We start from the raw sequence: 16,122 nt of genomic DNA on the forward strand, positions 1-16,122 counted from the left end.
ACGAGGGCGATATCGCCGTCATGCGCGCCGCCGATCACGGGCTTTGGCAAGGCAGCTCGGTCTTTGACGGGGCGCGGCTTTTCGACGGGGTCGTCCCCGATCTCGACGCGCATTGCGCGCGCACCAACCGCTCCGCCGAGGCGCTGATGATCACGCCGACCATCGCGCCCGAGGACATGGTCGAAATCGCGCGCGAGGGCCTGCGCAAATACAATACGGGCGCCGCTGTTTACGTGCGCCCGATGTATTGGGCGATTGCGGGTTCCGATCTGGGCGTGGCGCCGAAGCCCGGCGAGACCGGATTCGCACTCTGCCTCGAAGAGGTGGCGATGCCCGATCCCGGCAAGTCGACGACGCTGACCACCACGCAATTCCGCCGTCCTGTTCTGGCCGATAACGTCACCGATGCGAAGGCGGGCTGCCTCTATCCGAACAACGCCCGGATGCTGGTCGAGGCGCAGCGCAAGGGCTTCGGCAACGCGCTCGTGCAGGATGCGATGGGCAATGTCGCAGAAAGCGCGACCGCGAATGTTTGGATGGTGAAGGATGGCGAGTATTTCACGCCCATGCCGAACGGCACCTTCCTCGCGGGGCTCACGCGCAAGCGGATCATGGGCCTGCTGCGCGAGGGCGGCGAGACGGTGCATGAAGCGGTGCTGACGCTCGACGATTTCCGCAATGCCGACGAGGTCTTCCTGACCGGCAACTTCGCCAAGGTCACGCCGGTCGCAGGTTTCGACGATGTCAGCTATACGCCCGGCAAGGGCACGCAGCGGGCGCGCGAGGCCTATATGGACTGGGCGCAAGGGTCGCCGCTTTGAACCTCGACACCCCCGCGGTTGCCAAAGACCTCGCGCCGAGCGATGATCCACGCACACCCCGTCCCGGAGGAGCCATGCGCAAGTTTCTGGTTGTGCTCGACGATACCCGCGAATGCCTCAACGCGATGCGTTTCGCGGCGATGCGCGCAAACCATACCGGCGGCGGCGTGATCATCCTGTCGGTGATCCCGCCCGACGAATACCAGCACTGGATCGGCGTGGCCGAGATCATGCGCGAAGAAGCCCGTGAGCGGATCGAGGCGCATTTCGAGGTTTTCGCGAAATGGATGCGCGACCGTCAGGGCGTGGAGCCGGAACTGGTGATCCGCGAGGGCGAACCCGTGCCCGAGATCATCGCCGTGATGGACGAACATCCCGAGATCGGCGTGCTGGTCCTCGGCGCAGGCTCCGGCAAGGGCGGTGCGGGGCCGCTGGTCAGCCAGATGGTCAAGCAGGCGGGCACGCTGCCCTGCCCGCTGACCATCGTGCCGGGCGAGATGTCGAAGGAAAAGCTCGAACAGATCACCTGACCGATGCCGATGCCCTGGACCTACCGCCACGCGCAGAAGGAGTTCGCCTCCTTCCTCGCAGATGCGCGCGATCGGATGGGCCTCGACTCCGACAACATGACCTACACGGCGGTGGAGGGCGTCTTCGTCACCTTCCGTGCGCGGCTGCGCCCTGTCGAGGCCATCGCCTTCGCCGATTGCCTGCCAGCGGTGTTGCGCGCGATCTTCCTGTATCACTGGGATGTGATGGCGGCGCCGCGCCCGTTCGGCAGCCGGACCGAGATGGCCCGCGAAGCGCAGGCGTTGCGCCCGCACCACAACCTGACCCCCGATAACGCCATCGAGGCCACCGCCTTTGCGCTCTGGCGCCATGTCAACCATCGTGACTTCGAGGCCGCTCTCGCGCGGATCGGACCGGAAGCGGAGGCGTTCTGGCGCCCGGAGGTCACCGATCCCGCCCAGATCGCGCCGCGCATCATCTAGCGCATAGCCGCGATTACTTGATTATTTCTGTCGGAAGGCGCATATGAGCGGCAAGCCAAGGAGGCACGCGATGTTTATTCAGACCGAGACGACCCCGAACCCCGCGACGCTGAAATTCCTGCCCGGCCAGACCGTGCTGGAGACCGGCACCGCTGATTTTCCCACCGCCGAGACGGCGGCCAAATCGCCGCTGGCCAAGCGCGTCTTCGCAGTGCCCGGCGTGACCGGCGTGTTCTTCGGCTCGGATTTCGTGACCGTGACGAAAGATGACGCGACCAGATGGGATCACGCGAAACCGGCGATCCTCGGCGCGATCATGGAGCATTTCCAGTCCGGCGCCCCGGTGATCGAAGGCGAAGCTGCGCCCTCGGGCCATGCCGAGCATGACGGCGAGGACGGCGCGATCGTCTCGCAGATCAAGGAACTGCTCGACACCCGCGTGCGCCCGGCCGTGGCGCAGGACGGTGGCGACATCACCTTCCACGGGTTCGAGCGTGGTGTGGTCTACCTGCACATGCAGGGCGCCTGCGCAGGCTGCCCCTCGTCGACGCTGACGCTCAAGATGGGGATCGAGAACCTGCTCAGACATTACATCCCCGAGGTTTCAGAGGTCCGTCCGGTCAATGCCTGATCTGACGCTAGGCTTCGACACATCGGCCGCGCATTGCGCGGCCGCTTTGCTGTCGGGTGATGACTGCCTCGCTGCGCGCCACGAGGAAATGGGACGCGGACAGGCCGAACGGCTGATGCCGCTTCTCGAAGAGGTGCTCGCAGAGGCGGGCGTCGGCTGGCGCGACCTGACGCGGATCGGCGTCGGGATCGGGCCGGGAAATTTCACCGGTGTCCGCATCGCCGTCTCCGCCGCGCGCGGCCTGTCGTTGAGCCTGCGGGCCCCGGCGCTCGGCGTCTCGATCACCGACGCGGCGCAATTCGGCAGCGAAGGTCCGGTGCTTGCCGCCGTCGCAGCACCGCGCGAACGCGTCTATCTCGAAGGCTTCCGTACCGCACAGGCCATCCCGCTCGATCTGCATGAGCTCGACGCGCTGCCCGAGGGCTTGGCTGAGCCCGGCCTGACCTGCATCGGCACTGCCGCCGAGGAGGTCGCCACACGGATCGGAGCCGCCGCCGCGCCCGCGGCTTTCGCCCCCGCCGAAGCCATCGCACGGATCGCAGCCTCTCGCGAATTCATCCCCGGAGAGCGCCCCGCGCCGCTTTATCTGCGTGCCGCTGACGCAGCCCCGCCCTCCGATCCGCCGCCAAGGATCCTCGACTGATGCGCGCCGAAGCCCTCGCCGAGTTGCATGCCGCCTGCTTCACCACACCACGCCCGTGGAACGAGGCCGAATTCCGGAATCTGATGCGCGGCCCCGGCACCTTCCTGTTGAACGAAAACCGAGGCTTCCTGCTGGGACGCGTCATCGCGGGCGAAGCCGAGCTTCTGACCCTCGCCGTCGACCCGAAAGCGCGGCGCAACGGCACCGGCCGCGCGCTGGTGGAGCGGTTCGCGCAGGAAGCCGAGGCGCTGGGGGCCGAAAGCGCCTTCCTCGAAGTTTCCGCCGAGAATGACGCCGCACGCGCGCTTTATGCCGCGACCGGGTGGAAGGAATCGGGGCGTCGCAAGGGGTATTACCGCAGCCCGGAAGGCGATCGCATCGACGCGCTGGTTCTAACTTTGCCGCTCGCTAGAGCGACAAGCTGACCGTTCAATCAAATTTGTCTTGCGACCCCGCGTCATCCACAACTTGACGCTTGACCCCCTTGGCAAGCTCTGCCCAAATCGCCGGGTCCGCGCGCTGAACCGAGCGCGCCAACAGGCTTATCCAACAGGGCCATAACGTTCGGGAGTAATCCATGACCTATTTCACCAAGTTCCTCGGCGCCGCGACCGCGCTCGCGCTCAGCGCCGGGGCCGCGCTGGCCGATCCCGCGATCATTTACGATCTGGGCGGCAAATTCGACAAGAGCTTCAACGAGGCCGCCTTCAACGGCGCCAAGCGTTGGGCCGAAGAGACCGGCGGCTCCTACAAGGAACTGGAAATGCAGTCGGAAGCTCAGCGTGAGCAGGCCCTGCGCAAACTCGCCGAGTCGGGCGCCAACCCGATCGTGATGACCGGCTTCGCCTTCGGCGACACGCTCAACACCGTCGCTCCCGACTACCCCGACACCAAGTTCGCGATCGTCGACATGGTCGTCGACCAGCCCAACGTCGAGTCGATCGTCTTCAAGGAAGAGCAAGGCTCCTACCTCGTCGGCATGATGGCCGCGATGGCGTCGAAGACCGGCACCGTCGGCTTCGTCGGCGGCATGGACATCCCGCTGATCCGCAAATTCGCCTGCGGTTACGTTCAGGGTGTGAAAGCCGTGAACCCCGACGCGAAAGTCATCCAGAACATGACCGGCACCACCCCGGCGGCGTGGAACGACCCGGTGAAGGGCGGCGAGATTGCCAAGGCCCAGATCAGCCAGGGCGCGGACGTGATCTACGCAGCCGCTGGCGGCACCGGCATCGGCGTTCTGCAGGCAGCCGCGGATGGCGACGTCCTGTCGATCGGCGTGGACAGCAACCAGAACTACCTGCACCCGGGCAAGGTCCTGACCTCGATGCTCAAGCGCGTCGACAACGCCGTCTATGACGCGTTCTCGGCGGGCCCCGATCTGAAGCCGGGCATCAAGGTGATGGGTCTGGCCCAGAACGGCGTCGGCGTCGCGATGGACGACAACAACAAGCCGCTCGTCACACCCGAGATGGAAAAAGCGGTGGAGCAGGCGAAAGCCGACATCGCGTCGGGCAAGATCGAAGTGCATGACTACATGTCGGACGACAGCTGCCCGGTCGAGTGATGAGCACAACAGAGTCGAACAACGCGGGGCGGCAGGCAACTGCCGCCCTTGCCACTGAAAACGCCAGCGATGCGGCCGAAGCGGCCCACGCTGCCGCCACGCCCACGGGCGCGCCCGCGATCGAGCTAAAAGGCATCTCGAAAGCCTTCGGCACGGTGCAGGCCAACAAGGACATTTCGATCCGGGTCATGCCCGGCACGATCCACGGTATCATCGGCGAGAACGGCGCGGGGAAATCCACGCTGATGTCGATCCTGTACGGCTTCTACAAGGCCGATGCGGGCGAGATCCGGATCAAGGGCAAGCACACCCATATCCCCGACAGCCAGGCCGCGATCAGCGCCGGCATCGGCATGGTCTTCCAGCATTTCAAGCTGGTGCAGAATTTCACCGTGCTCGAGAACATCATCCTTGGTGCCGAGGATGGCGCGCTGCTGCGCCCCTCGCTCTCCAAGGCCCGCAAGGAACTCAAGCGCCTCGCCGAGGAATACGAGCTCAACGTCGATCCCGACGAGAAGATCGAAGAGCTCTCCGTCGGCCACCAGCAGCGCGTGGAAATCCTCAAGGCGCTCTATCGTCAGGCGGATATCCTGATCCTCGACGAGCCAACCGGGGTGCTGACGCCCGCCGAGGCCGATCACCTGTTCCGGATCCTCGATTTCCTCCGCAAGGAAGGGAAGACGATCATCCTGATCACCCACAAGCTGCGTGAGATCATGGAGATCACCGACACGGTCAGCGTGATGCGTCGCGGCGAGATGACGGCGACGGTGAAGACCGCCGAGACCTCGCCCGAGCAGCTGGCCGAGCTGATGGTTGGCCGCAAGGTTCTGCTGAATGTCGACAAGACCGCCGCCCAACCCGGCAAGACCGTGCTGGAGGTCGAGAACCTCCGCGTGAAGGACGAAGACGGGATCGAACGCCTCAAGGGCATCAATCTCGAAATCCGCGCGGGCGAGATCCTCGGCATCGCGGGCGTGGCGGGCAACGGCCAATCCGAACTGCTGGAAATCCTCGGCGGTTTCGCCAAGGGCACCGGCAATATCCGCATCAACGGCGAAGAGATCGACCTCACCGGCAAGCATAGCGACGGCCAGTCGCGGCGCCGCCGGGGCATCTCGCACGTCCCCGAGGACCGCCATAGCCTCGGTCTGATCCTCGATTTCGCCGCGTGGGAGAACATGGTCTTCGGCTATCACACCGATCCGGCCTATCAGAAGAACCGCTTCGTGATGGACAATGCGGGGATCGTGGCTCACACCGCCGAGGCGATGGAACGCTTCGACGTGCGCCCGCCGATCCCGACCCTGCCCGCGAAAAGCTTCTCTGGCGGCAACCAGCAAAAGATCGTGCTGGCCCGCGAGATCGAACGGAATCCGGCGCTGCTGCTGGTGGGCCAACCCACCCGCGGCGTCGATATCGGCGCGATCGAATTCATCCACAAACGCATTATCGAACTGCGCGACCAGGGCGCCGCGATCCTGCTGGTCTCCGTCGAGCTCGACGAGATCCGGGCGCTCTCGGACCGGGTCGCGGTCATGTTCGACGGGCAGGTCATGGGCATCGGCCCCGTCGAGACCGCCACGCAGACCGGCATGGGCTGCCTGATGGCGGGCATGGGCGGCGAGGACGTGCGCGGCATGGACGGCTGGACGATCGCCGCGCCCGAGGAGAGCCAATAATGGAAAAGACACCGAAATGGGTCGACGTGGCCCTGATCCCGCTCCTCAACCTGCTGATCGCTTTCGTGATCTCGGGGATCGTGGTGCTGCTGATCGGCGAAGACCCGATCAAGGCGATCAAGGTCATGGTCTCGGGCGCGCTCGGCTCGCCCTATGGCTGGGGCTACACGCTCTATTACGCGACGAACTTCATCTTCACCGGCCTCGCGGTCGCGGTCGCCTATCACGCCAGCCAGTTCAATATCGGCGGCGAAGGTCAGGCGACGCTGGGCGGGCTTGGCGTGGCGCTGGTGCTGCTGGCCTTCCCATGGCCGCATTGGACCATCGCGCTGATCGCGGCAATGGCGGGCGGCGCGATCTTCGGCGCGGCTTGGGCGGCGATCCCGGCCTATCTGCAAGCCAAGCGCGGCAGCCATATCGTGATCACCACGATCATGTTCAACTTCATCGGCGCGGCGGTGCTGAACTACATGCTGGTCAACGTGCTGCGTCCGCGCGGCTCGATGGACCCGGCCACCGCGCGCTTCGGCGCGTCGACGCATCTGCCGACCTTCCATGACTTCCCGCTCGTCGGTCAGTTCTTCTCGAAATCGGTCCCGGCGAACGTGTCTTTCTTTGTGGCGATCCTCGCCTGCTACCTCGTCTGGGTGCTGATCTGGCGCACCAAGCTGGGCTTCGAGATCCGCGCCTTCGGGCGGTCGGAGTCGGCAGCGCGCTATGCCGGCATCTCGCCGGTGAAGATCGTCATGGCGGCGATGCTGATCTCGGGTGGCCTCGCCGGTCTGATGGCGATCAACAACGTGATGGGCGAGGCGCATCGCCTCGTGCTGAACTCGGTCGAGGGCGCGGGCTTCATCGGGATCGCGGTCGCACTGATGGGCCGCAACCACCCGTTCGGCGTGTTCCTCGCCGCGCTTCTCTTCGGCTTCCTCTACCAGGGCGGCGGCGAGCTGGCGCTGGAAACCACGATCCCGCGCGAGCTGATCACCGTGATCCAGGCGCTCGTGATCCTGTTCACCGGGGCCTTCGACAACATGCTGCGCGCACCGATCGAGAGTTTCTTCGTCGCGCGCGCCAACGCCCGGAAGGAGGCCTGAGATGGATTTCGGAACGATCATCGAAATTCTCGATAGCGCCGTTCGCCTCGGCACGCCGCTGCTGCTCGCCTGCCTCGCGGGCCTGTTCTCGGAACGCGCGGGCATCTTCGACATCGGCCTCGAGGGCAAGATGCTGATGGCCGCCTTCTTTTCCGGCGCGGTCGCGGCGGTGACGGGCAATGCGTGGCTCGGCCTTCTGGCGGGCGTCGGGGGCTCGATGAGCCTCGCTTTCGTGCATGGGCTCGCCTCGATCACCTTCCGCGGCAATCAGCTGATTTCCGGCGTCGCGGTAAACTTCCTTGCCTCGGGCTTTACCGTTCTGATCGCGCAAAGCTGGTTCCATCAGGGCGGCCGCACACCGCAACTCTCGGGCAACGGGCGCTTCGATCCGATCACCCTGCCCGGCGCCGACGCCGTTCAGGATGTGCCTTTCCTCGGTCCGATCTACTCGAACCTGATCTCGGGACACTCGATCCTCGTCTATGTCGCCTTCGCGATGGTGCCGATCACCTGGTGGGTGCTGTTCCGCACCCGCTTCGGCCTGCGCCTGCGCGCGGTGGGCGAGAACCCGGAATCGGTCGACACCGCAGGCATCTCGGTCATTCGGATGCGCTACACCGCCGTCGCCATCACCGGCGTTCTGGCGGGTCTGGGCGGCGTCTATCTGGCAACCGGTCTGGCGGCTGGCTTCGTGAAGGAAATGACCGCCGGGCGCGGCTATATCGCTCTCGCGGCTCTGATTTTCGCGAAATGGCGGCCCGTTCCGGCGCTTGGGGCCACGATGCTCTTCGGCCTGCTGGAAGCGATCTCGAACCGCTATCCGAATATCGATCTGGGCGTCGTAACCCTGCCGATCCAGTTCATGCAGGCGGTGCCCTACATCCTCACCGTGATCATCCTCGCGGGTTTCATCGGCAAGGCGATCCCGCCGCGTGCAGGGGGGCAGCCCTATGTCAAAGAGCGCTGAACTCGCGCAACTGATCCGCGAGCGTGCGGGCGACGAGGCCCCGCGCCTCGGCCTGATCCTCGGCTCCGGCCTCGGCCATCTGGCCGAGGAGGTCGAGGGCGTGGCGATCCCCTATTCGGAGCTTCCGGGCTTTCCTCATGCGGGCGTCTCGGGACACAATCCGAAGCTGGTGATCGGCACGCTCGAAGGCGTCCGCGTCGCGGTTTTCGGCGGTCGGGTTCACTATTATGAACACGGCAACCCCGCCGAGATGCGCCTGCCGCTGGAGATCCTCAAGGAACTCGGCTGCGAGAGCCTGCTGCTGACCAATGCGGCCGGCAGCCTGCGCGAGGACATCCAGCCCGGCGGGCTGATGATGCTGAACGATCACATCAACTTCTCGGGCAACAATCCCCTGATCGGCGAGCCCTCGGATGCCCGCTTCGTGCCGCTGACCGAGGCGCATGACCCGGAGATCCGTGCCGGGCTCAAAGCCGCAGCGAAGGCCGAAGGGATCGAACTGCCCGAAGGCGTCTATTGCTGGTTCTCCGGCCCGACCTTCGAGACCCCCGCCGAAATCCGCGCCGCCAAAGTCTTCGGCGCCGATGCGGTGGGCATGTCCACGGTTCCCGAAGTGATCCTCGCGCGGTTCCTCGGGCTGCGCGTCGCCGCCGTCTCCGTCATCACCAATATGGGGGCGGGCATGGCGCAGGAAAATATCAGCCACGAGCAGACCAAGGCGATCGCGCCGATGGGCGCGGCCAAGCTCGAACAGGTTTTACGACGATATCTGCAACAGTTGTAACCCTGCGGCACGGCGGGGTTTGACTTCGCCTGCCCTTCGGGGACACTAACGATGCAACCTCCTCAGCGGGTGCAGTTCATGCAGATCTACCTGCCCATCGCCGAAGTCTCGGTCAATATCTTCACCCTGCTGGGGCTCGGCGGCATCGTGGGGCTGCTCTCGGGCCTGTTCGGCGTGGGCGGCGGCTTCCTGATCACCCCGCTTCTGTTCTTCATCGGCATCCCGCCTTCCGTCGCCGTGGCCACCGGCGCGAACCAGGTTGTCGCCTCGTCCGTGTCGGGCGTTCTGGCGCAGCTCAAGCGCAAGGCGGTCGACATCCCGATGGGGCTCGTGCTGCTGGTGGGTGGCCTGCTCGGCTCGGCCAGCGGTATCTACGTCTTCAACCTGCTGACCGAGCTGGGCCAGATCGACCTCGCGGTGCAGCTTTGCTACGTCGTCTTCCTCGGCCTGATCGGGCTTCTGATGCTGCAAGAGGGCATCCGCACCATCCAAAAGCAGCGCAAGGGCGGTGGCGTGCGCAAGAAACGCGTTCAGCACACCTGGGTCCACAAGCTGCCCTTCAAGTTCAAGTTCCGGGCCTCGGGTCTCTACATCTCGGTGATCCCGCCGCTGCTGGTCGGGGTCGCGGTCGGTATCCTCGCGGCGATCATGGGCGTCGGCGGCGGCTTCATCATGGTCCCGGCGATGATCTATCTGCTCAACATGCCGACCAAGGTCGTGATCGGCACCTCGCTGTTCCAGATCCTGTTCGTCTCGGCCTTCACCACGCTGATGCACGCGATCACCAACCAGACGGTCGACGTGATGCTGGCGCTTCTCCTGATCGTCGGCGGCGTGATCGGTGCACAGATCGGCTCGCGTCTCGGCGCGCGCCTCAAGGCGGAACAGTTGCGCATCCTGCTGGCGCTGCTGGTGATCCTCGTCGCGGGCAAACTCGGCCTCGACCTCGTGCTGCATCCGAGCAACCTCTACTCCATCGCGACGGGAGGCGAATGATGATCCGTGCCGCCCTCCTCGCCCTCGGCCTCTGCGCTGTCGCCCTGCCCGCTCTGGCACAGGACCAACAGGTTCTGCCCGCGCGTCCGGGAATGCCGATCACCAATCGCCCCGAACCCGATGAGCAGATCGTGGCGGGCCTCAGCCGCGACAATATCGGGATCACGACCTCCTTCGACGGCAGCCAGATCCTGATCTACGGCGCCATCAAACGCGAGAAGCCGGAGCCCGAAGGGCAGAAGCTCGCGGTGATCGTGACGCTCGAAGGGCCGCTCGGCCCGGTCACAATCCGCAAGAAATCGCGCGAATTCGGGATCTGGGTGAACACGGCTTCGGTCGGCGTCGCCGCAGCCCCCAGCTATTACGCCGTCGCCACGTCCGGCCCGCTCGGCGACATCCTCGATCGGCGCACCGACACCCAGCAGCGGATCTCGATTCCGCTCGCGATGCGCGCTTTCTCCGGTCCGATCACCGTCGACGATTCGATCCCCTTCACCGAAGCGCTCGTCGACATCCGAAAGGAACAGGGGCTCTACAAACTCGAGACCGGCGGCGTGCATATCGTGGACAACACGCTGTTCCGCGCCGATTTCGCGCTGCCTGCGAACCTCACCGAGGGCGATTACAAGACTCGCATCTTCCTGCTGCGCGACGGCAAGCTGGTGGACAAATACCAATCCGCGATCGAGGTGCGCAAAGTCGGGCTGGAGCGCTGGCTCTACACGCTCGCGCATGAGAATGCGGCGCTTTACGGGCTGCTCTCACTCGCGCTTGCAGTCTTCGCAGGCTGGGCGGCCGCCGCGATCTTCCGCTTCGTGCGTTAACCGCGCCCGACGAAGGGCATCGCGCTCGCCATCACCGTCATGTTGAGCACATTCGCCTCGAGCGGCAGCCCGGCCATGTGCAGCACCGAGCGCGCGACATTGGCCACATCCATCGTGGGCTCCGCCGTCTTGGTCGCCGCCGAATCCATGTTCGCCAGAAGCCCGGTGCGCGCGTTGCCGACGTCGATCTGCCCGCAGGCGATGTCGAAATCGCGTCCGTCCAGCGCGATCTGCTTGGTCATGCCGTTGATCGCGTGTTTCGTGGTCGTATAGGCGAGCGATTTCGCGCGCGGCACCTGCCCCGAGATCGAGCCGTTATTGATGATCCGCCCGCCGCGCGGCGCCTGCCCCCGCATCTGCGCGAAAGCGGCTCGGGCGCAGAGAAACATCCCCGTCAGGTTCACCGCGATACAGGCGTCCCAATCCTCCAGCGTGACCTCGTCGGGCAAGGCCGCAGGCGGGAACATCCCGGCATTGTTGAACAGCACGTCGATCCGCCCGAACTTCGCGACGACCTCGGCAAAGGCGCGCTCCACCGCTGCCGCATCGCTCACATCGCAGGCCACCGCCAGCCCGTCGCCTTGCGCGGCAACCTCCGCCAGCTTGTCCTCCGAGCGCGCCAGACAGGCGACCTGCCAGCCTTCGGCCAGCGCGGCCTCTGCCACCGCGCGCCCGATCCCGGCGCTCGCCCCGGTCACCACCATCACGCCCATCTCGCCCCTCCTTCGCCTTGGCTCAAATATCCCCGCCGGAGGCTCCTGCCCTATCCGTCCTGCGGTTCGGCTTTCAGTTCCAGCTTACCGCCGCCTTTCGGCAGATCGTCAATGGTTAGCGGCGCCGAGGGCCGCGCTAGCCGCGCCCGCACCACCCACAAGAGTCGATGCTGCGCCCGGGTGATCGCGACATAAGCCAGCCGCTTCCACAGCGGGATGCCCGCCTCGACGCGCCCTGCCCTGTAGGCCGCATAGATATCCGGCGCGAAGACCTGCACATCCTCCCATTGGGAGCCTTGCGCCTTGTGGATCGTCACCGCCGCGCCGTGCAGGAAGGTCGCGCCCATCCGGGCCGCGAAAGGAATGAACGGCTCCTCCTCGTCGGGCATTTCGATCTTCACGATCGAGGCCGCCGAGAGCCGCGGATCTTCCGCTCCCATCACATGCAGCCGCGAGAAACCGGGCTTCTTGCCGGGGCCGAGATAGATCACCTGCGCGCCCTTGATCAGGCCGCGCGCCTCCAGATCGATCCGCTTCTTGCGGTGCTTCACCGGCAGTTCGATCCCGTCGCAGATCAAGGGCTCGCCCGGCAGCATCATGTCGGCCGGGGCGGAATGGGCGGCGCGGAAGGCATGGATCAGCCGGATGCGCGTGGCGTTGCGCCAGACTAGCACCGGCGAGCGCGCCATCAGATCGCTCTCCACCCGCTCGGCCCAGACGACGCGGTCATCCTTGGCGGCGGCCTTTTCGATCTCGCGCTCAAACTGTTCGAAGGTCACGCTCTCATCGCCCAGCATATGCGCCAGATCGAGGATCGGGTTATCCTCAGCCTGCCGGTGGATGCGGTGCAGGATGTGTTTGCGCTCGTCGGGCAGACGCTCGAAGACCATCTCGCCCGACTGGTTCACAGGCGCGAGCTGCGCCGGGTCGCCGAACAGCACCAGCGTCGGGAAGATTTCGCGCAGATCGTCGAACTGGCGTTCGTCGAGCATCGAGGCTTCGTCGACAAAACCGATATCGAGCGGGTCTTCGCGCCGCTTCCAGCCATTGATGAAATCCGAGCCGCGCAGCCCCGCCGAGGCCAGCGCCGCCGGGATCGATTTGTGCAGATCGTAGAAGGCTTTCGCCCGGTCGAGCGTCGCTTCGGTCAGGCCCATCTCGATCAGCAATTCGGGCTTGGGTCGCTCGCCCTGCCCGGTCAGCCATTCCGCGATCCGCTCATATTCGGGATCGTAGACCGGCGTGTAGAGGATGCGGTGGATCGTCGTCGCAGGCACCCCGCGCGAGCGCAACACGCTCGCCGCCTTGTTCGTGGGCGCGAGGATCGCCAGCGTGCGCTTTTCGCGGCGCCGCTTGCCCTCGAAATCGCCCGAGACCAGATCGACGCCTGCCGCCTCCAACGCTTTATAGAGCTCCGCCAGAAGCAGCGTCTTGCCCGACCCCGCCTTGCCGATCACCGAAAGGACGCGATTGCTGCCGCTTTCCGGCGTCATCGAGCCTTCGAGAATATCGACTCCTGCCGCCTCGAGCGCGGAAGCAACGGCATCCCAAGCCTCGGCCTGGTCCTCGGAAAACTGGATCATGGGGGTCGTCATGGCGCGACCTTACCTGCGCGCCTTGGCGGGCGGAAGGGCGAAAGGGCGCGGTTTTCGCGGGGTCCGACGCCGGGAGCCTCCGGCGGGGATTTTTGGGTCGAGAAGCAGACGCCGCTTCTTCCCGATCCCAAACGGGTTGCGCGCTCAGGCGGCTTTTTCGGCCGGAGTCGCGAGCGTCACGATATCCATCATGATCCGGTTCAGCTCGAAATCCTTCGGCGTGTAGACGCGCGCCACGCCGAAGCTCAGGAGCTTCTTCGCATCCTCATCCGGGATGATCCCGCCGACGACGACCGGGACGTGGTCGAGGCCAGCCGCGCGCATCCGCTCCATCAGCTCCTCGATCAGCGGCATATGCGAGCCCGACAGGATCGACAGCCCCACCACATGCGCCTCGTCCTCGATTGCTTTGGCCACGATCTGTTCGGGCGTCAGGCGAATGCCGTCATAGGTGATGTCCATGCCGCAATCGCGGGCGCGGAAGGCGATCTGCTCGGCGCCGTTCGAGTGGCCGTCGAGGCCCGGCTTGCCGACGAGGAATTTCAGACGACGGCCCAGCTGCGAGCTGACCGCATCCACGGCCTCGCGGATATCGTCGAGCCCTTCGGTCTGGTTCGAGGGCGAGCGCGACACGCCCGTCGGGCCGCGATACTCGCCATGGACGGCGCGCATCACGCCCGCCCATTCGCCCGTCGTCGCGCCCGCTTTTGCGGCAGCGATCGAGGCTTCCATGATGTTCTTGCCAGCCTTCGCGTCCGCCTTGAGCTGAGCCAGCGCGGACTGCACCGCGGCCTCGTCACGCTCGGCGCGCCAGGCGTTCAGACGGTCGATCTGCTCCTGCTCCACCGCCGGGTCGACGACCATGATACCGCCATCGCCTGCGGTCAGTGGAGAGGGTTCGCCCTGCTGCCAGCGGTTCACCCCGACGACGATGGTCTCCTCGGCCTCGATGCGGTTGATCCGCGCGGCGTTCGATTCCACCAGACGCGATTTCATGTAGTCGATCGCGGCGATCGCCCCGCCCATCGAGTCGAGCGTCTCCAACTCGGCCCGCGCGCCGTCCTTCAGCGCCTCGACCTTGGCACTCACCGCCGGGTTGCCGTCGAACAGGTCGCCATATTCCAGAAGGTCGGTCTCATAGGCCATGATTTGCTGCATCCGCAGCGACCATTGCTGATCCCAGGGGCGCGGCAGACCCAGTGCCTCGTTCCAGGCGGGCAACTGCACCGCGCGGGCGCGCGCGTTCTTCGACAGGGTCACCGCCAGCATCTCGATCAGGATGCGATAGACGTTGTTTTCCGGCTGCTGCTCGGTCAGGCCCAGCGAGTTCACCTGCACGCCATAGCGGAAACGGCGGAATTTCTCGTCCTCGACGCCGTAGCGGTCACGGCAGATCTCGTCCCACAGCTCGGTGAAGGCGCGCATCTTGCACATCTCGGTCACGAAGCGGATGCCCGCATTCACGAAGAAGGAGATCCGCCCGACCATCGCGGGGAACGCCTCTTCCGGCACCTTGGTTTTCAGATCGTCCAGCACGGCGATGGCGGTCGCGAGCGCGAAGGCCAGCTCCTGCTGCGGCGTCGCCCCGGCTTCCTGCAGGTGATAGGAACACACGTTCATCGGGTTCCATTTCGGCAGGTGCTCGCGGGTATAGGCCGCGACATCGGTGATCATCGCGAGCGAGGGCTTCGGCGGGCAGATATAGGTGCCGCGCGAGAGGTATTCCTTCACCAGATCGTTCTGAACCGTCCCCTGCAGCTTCGACACATCCGCGCCCTGCTCCTCGGCCACCGCAATGTAGAGCGACAAGAGCCACGGCGCGGTCGCGTTGATCGTCATCGAGGTGTTCATCTGCTCGAGCGGGATCTCATCGAACAGCGCGCGCATGTCGCCCAGATGGCAGACCGGCACACCGACCTTGCCCACCTCGCCGCGCGACAGGACATGGTCGCTGTCATAGCCGGTCTGGGTCGGCAGGTCGAAAGCCACCGAAAGCCCCGTCTGCCCCTTGGCTAGGTTGCTGCGATAGAGCGCGTTCGAGGCGGCAGCCGTGGAATGGCCCGCATAGGTGCGAAACAGCCAGGGGCGGTCTTTGGCGGGCATCGTGTCGGTCATGGCGGCCTCCATCGGAATACGAATCTTCGTTGCGCAATATTGTTGCGCGTTGGGATGGTTTAAATTGAATTTTGTGATCCTGTCAATTCGCTGCAACGCGGCGTGACTGGTTTCACGCAGCGTCCGCGACGCGAAGCTTTATAAATAGGAGTTTGCTCGCAGCTCGAAAATCGCGAGGGACATAAAATTACAAAAACGGAACGTCAGGGATTGAAAAGTTGCGCAGCCATGCGTATCCCTCTGAACGAACACCGCCCGATTCTGCGGCGCGGCAAGGACAGACAGGAGAAAGCCATGGCCCTTGATCAGGAAACCGGTATCGCGCCCTACGATGCGCCGGAGAAGGACCTTTACGAGATCGGCGAGATGCCGCCCCTCGGCTACGTCCCCCCGAAAATGTACGCTTGGGCGATCCGTCGCGAACGCCATGGCGAGCCCGAGCAGTCGTTCCAGCAGGAAGTCGTCGACACTTGGGAGATCGACAGCCACGAGGTGCTCGTCCTCGTGATGGCCGCGGGCGTGAACTATAACGGCGTCTGGGCCGGTCTCGGCGTTCCGATTTCGCCCTTCGACGGCCACAAGCAGCCTTATCACATCGCGGGCTCGGACGCGTCGGGCATCGTCTGGAAGGTGGGCGACAAGGTCAAACGCTGGAAAGTCGGCGACGAGGTGGTGATCCACTGCAACCAGGACGA

Annotated in this window: 17 protein-coding genes; 14 read left to right on the forward strand and 3 right to left on the reverse strand. The window is 65.1% G+C overall.

Translation table 11 applies throughout. The annotated features are described in order from the left end of the window. The 13 genes from B3D39_RS16695 to B3D39_RS16755 all read left to right on the forward strand — a co-directional run. A partial coding sequence (locus tag B3D39_RS16695) for a branched-chain amino acid aminotransferase (protein WP_286789904.1) occupies nt 1-821 on the forward strand: 821 nt, incomplete at its 5' end. A gap of 74 nt (nt 822-895) precedes the next feature. Further along, nucleotides 896-1,351, forward strand: coding sequence for a universal stress protein (locus tag B3D39_RS16700; RefSeq protein WP_078521378.1), 456 nt, complete (start codon nt 896-898; stop codon nt 1,349-1,351). Between the two features lie 9 nt (nt 1,352-1,360). Next, on the forward strand, nt 1,361-1,813 hold the full coding sequence (locus tag B3D39_RS16705) for a DUF2267 domain-containing protein (RefSeq protein ID WP_349678106.1): 453 nt from the start codon (nt 1,361-1,363) through the stop codon (nt 1,811-1,813). Nucleotides 1,814-1,883: 70 nt separating this feature from the next. Then, entirely contained in the window at nt 1,884-2,444 is a 561-nt protein-coding gene (locus B3D39_RS16710; protein ID WP_274961922.1) for a NifU family protein, read from the forward strand. Continuing rightward, nucleotides 2,437-3,087 carry a tRNA (adenosine(37)-N6)-threonylcarbamoyltransferase complex dimerization subunit type 1 TsaB gene (tsaB, locus tag B3D39_RS16715; protein WP_274961921.1) on the forward strand — a complete coding sequence of 217 codons (651 nt, stop codon included), beginning with the start codon at nt 2,437-2,439 and terminating at the stop codon, nt 3,085-3,087. Before B3D39_RS16710 ends, tsaB begins: the two co-directional genes overlap by 8 nt. After that, a complete protein-coding gene (rimI, locus tag B3D39_RS16720) occupies nt 3,087-3,512 on the forward strand; it encodes a ribosomal protein S18-alanine N-acetyltransferase (protein ID WP_274961920.1) in 426 nt (141 codons plus the stop codon). The genes tsaB and rimI overlap by 1 nt, the downstream gene beginning before the upstream one ends. Before the next feature lie 152 nt (nt 3,513-3,664). Beyond that, nucleotides 3,665-4,654, forward strand: coding sequence for a BMP family lipoprotein (locus B3D39_RS16725; RefSeq protein WP_274961919.1), 990 nt, complete (start codon nt 3,665-3,667; stop codon nt 4,652-4,654). Beyond that, complete coding sequence (locus tag B3D39_RS16730) at nt 4,654-6,336, forward strand: ABC transporter ATP-binding protein (protein ID WP_274961918.1); 1,683 nt, start codon at nt 4,654-4,656, stop codon at nt 6,334-6,336. Before B3D39_RS16725 ends, B3D39_RS16730 begins: the two co-directional genes overlap by 1 nt. After that, the gene (locus B3D39_RS16735; RefSeq protein WP_078549365.1) at nt 6,336-7,433 is read left to right on the forward strand and encodes an ABC transporter permease; all 1,098 of its coding nucleotides are present in this window, start codon (nt 6,336-6,338) and stop codon (nt 7,431-7,433) included. The genes B3D39_RS16730 and B3D39_RS16735 overlap by 1 nt, the downstream gene beginning before the upstream one ends. A 1-nt stretch (nt 7,434) precedes the next feature. Then, complete coding sequence (locus B3D39_RS16740) at nt 7,435-8,400, forward strand: ABC transporter permease (protein ID WP_078549367.1); 966 nt, start codon at nt 7,435-7,437, stop codon at nt 8,398-8,400. Beyond that, nucleotides 8,384-9,184: a purine-nucleoside phosphorylase gene (locus B3D39_RS16745; RefSeq protein WP_274961917.1), complete on the forward strand. Its 801-nt coding sequence runs from the start codon at nt 8,384-8,386 to the stop codon at nt 9,182-9,184. The genes B3D39_RS16740 and B3D39_RS16745 overlap by 17 nt, the downstream gene beginning before the upstream one ends. Nucleotides 9,185-9,262: 78 nt before the next feature. Then, complete coding sequence (locus tag B3D39_RS16750; protein ID WP_078542579.1) at nt 9,263-10,180, forward strand: sulfite exporter TauE/SafE family protein; 918 nt, start codon at nt 9,263-9,265, stop codon at nt 10,178-10,180. Beyond that, nucleotides 10,180-11,004 carry a TIGR02186 family protein gene (locus B3D39_RS16755; RefSeq protein ID WP_078549806.1) on the forward strand — a complete coding sequence of 275 codons (825 nt, stop codon included), beginning with the start codon at nt 10,180-10,182 and terminating at the stop codon, nt 11,002-11,004. The genes B3D39_RS16750 and B3D39_RS16755 overlap by 1 nt, the downstream gene beginning before the upstream one ends. Here the strand turns inward: B3D39_RS16755 and B3D39_RS16760 are convergent. From B3D39_RS16760 to B3D39_RS16770, 3 genes are all read right to left on the reverse strand, one after another. After that, the gene (locus B3D39_RS16760; protein ID WP_274961916.1) at nt 11,001-11,717 is read right to left on the reverse strand and encodes an SDR family oxidoreductase; all 717 of its coding nucleotides are present in this window, start codon (nt 11,715-11,717) and stop codon (nt 11,001-11,003) included. The genes B3D39_RS16755 and B3D39_RS16760 overlap by 4 nt on opposite strands. 50 nt (nt 11,718-11,767) lie before the next feature. Beyond that, nucleotides 11,768-13,312, reverse strand: a complete 1,545-nt coding sequence (locus tag B3D39_RS16765) for an ATP-dependent DNA helicase (protein ID WP_152845697.1) — start codon at nt 13,310-13,312, stop codon at nt 11,768-11,770. 144 nt (nt 13,313-13,456) lie between these two features. Beyond that, entirely contained in the window at nt 13,457-15,427 is a 1,971-nt protein-coding gene (locus B3D39_RS16770; RefSeq protein WP_274961915.1) for a protein meaA, read from the reverse strand. 294 nt (nt 15,428-15,721) lie between these two features. Here B3D39_RS16770 and B3D39_RS16775 point away from each other — a divergent pair. After that, a partial coding sequence (locus tag B3D39_RS16775; protein ID WP_286789905.1) for an alcohol dehydrogenase catalytic domain-containing protein occupies nt 15,722-16,122 on the forward strand: 401 nt, incomplete at its 3' end.

This window comes from Thioclava sp. UBA3469, from assembly GCF_002378135.1.
GTDB classification, from domain to species: domain Bacteria; phylum Pseudomonadota; class Alphaproteobacteria; order Rhodobacterales; family Rhodobacteraceae; genus Thioclava; species Thioclava sediminum.

Excerpts from the sequence above, each read along its gene's own strand:
- B3D39_RS16700 (WP_078521378.1), top strand. The coding sequence starts at position 896 with ATGCGCAAGTTTCTGGTTGTGCTCGACGATACCCGCGAATGCCTCAAC.
- B3D39_RS16705 (WP_349678106.1), top strand. The coding sequence starts at position 1,361 with ATGCCCTGGACCTACCGCCACGCGCAGAAGGAGTTCGCCTCCTTCCTC.
- B3D39_RS16710 (WP_274961922.1), top strand. The coding sequence starts at position 1,884 with ATGTTTATTCAGACCGAGACGACCCCGAACCCCGCGACGCTGAAATTC.
- tsaB (WP_274961921.1), top strand. The coding sequence starts at position 2,437 with ATGCCTGATCTGACGCTAGGCTTCGACACATCGGCCGCGCATTGCGCG.
- rimI (WP_274961920.1), top strand. The coding sequence starts at position 3,087 with ATGCGCGCCGAAGCCCTCGCCGAGTTGCATGCCGCCTGCTTCACCACA.
- B3D39_RS16725 (WP_274961919.1), top strand. The coding sequence starts at position 3,665 with ATGACCTATTTCACCAAGTTCCTCGGCGCCGCGACCGCGCTCGCGCTC.
- B3D39_RS16730 (WP_274961918.1), top strand. The coding sequence starts at position 4,654 with ATGAGCACAACAGAGTCGAACAACGCGGGGCGGCAGGCAACTGCCGCC.
- B3D39_RS16735 (WP_078549365.1), top strand. The coding sequence starts at position 6,336 with ATGGAAAAGACACCGAAATGGGTCGACGTGGCCCTGATCCCGCTCCTC.
- B3D39_RS16740 (WP_078549367.1), top strand. The coding sequence starts at position 7,435 with ATGGATTTCGGAACGATCATCGAAATTCTCGATAGCGCCGTTCGCCTC.
- B3D39_RS16745 (WP_274961917.1), top strand. The coding sequence starts at position 8,384 with ATGTCAAAGAGCGCTGAACTCGCGCAACTGATCCGCGAGCGTGCGGGC.
- B3D39_RS16750 (WP_078542579.1), top strand. The coding sequence starts at position 9,263 with ATGCAGATCTACCTGCCCATCGCCGAAGTCTCGGTCAATATCTTCACC.
- B3D39_RS16755 (WP_078549806.1), top strand. The coding sequence starts at position 10,180 with ATGATCCGTGCCGCCCTCCTCGCCCTCGGCCTCTGCGCTGTCGCCCTG.
- B3D39_RS16760 (WP_274961916.1), bottom strand. The coding sequence starts at position 11,717 with ATGGGCGTGATGGTGGTGACCGGGGCGAGCGCCGGGATCGGGCGCGCG.
- B3D39_RS16765 (WP_152845697.1), bottom strand. The coding sequence starts at position 13,312 with ATGACGACCCCCATGATCCAGTTTTCCGAGGACCAGGCCGAGGCTTGG.
- B3D39_RS16770 (WP_274961915.1), bottom strand. The coding sequence starts at position 15,427 with ATGACCGACACGATGCCCGCCAAAGACCGCCCCTGGCTGTTTCGCACC.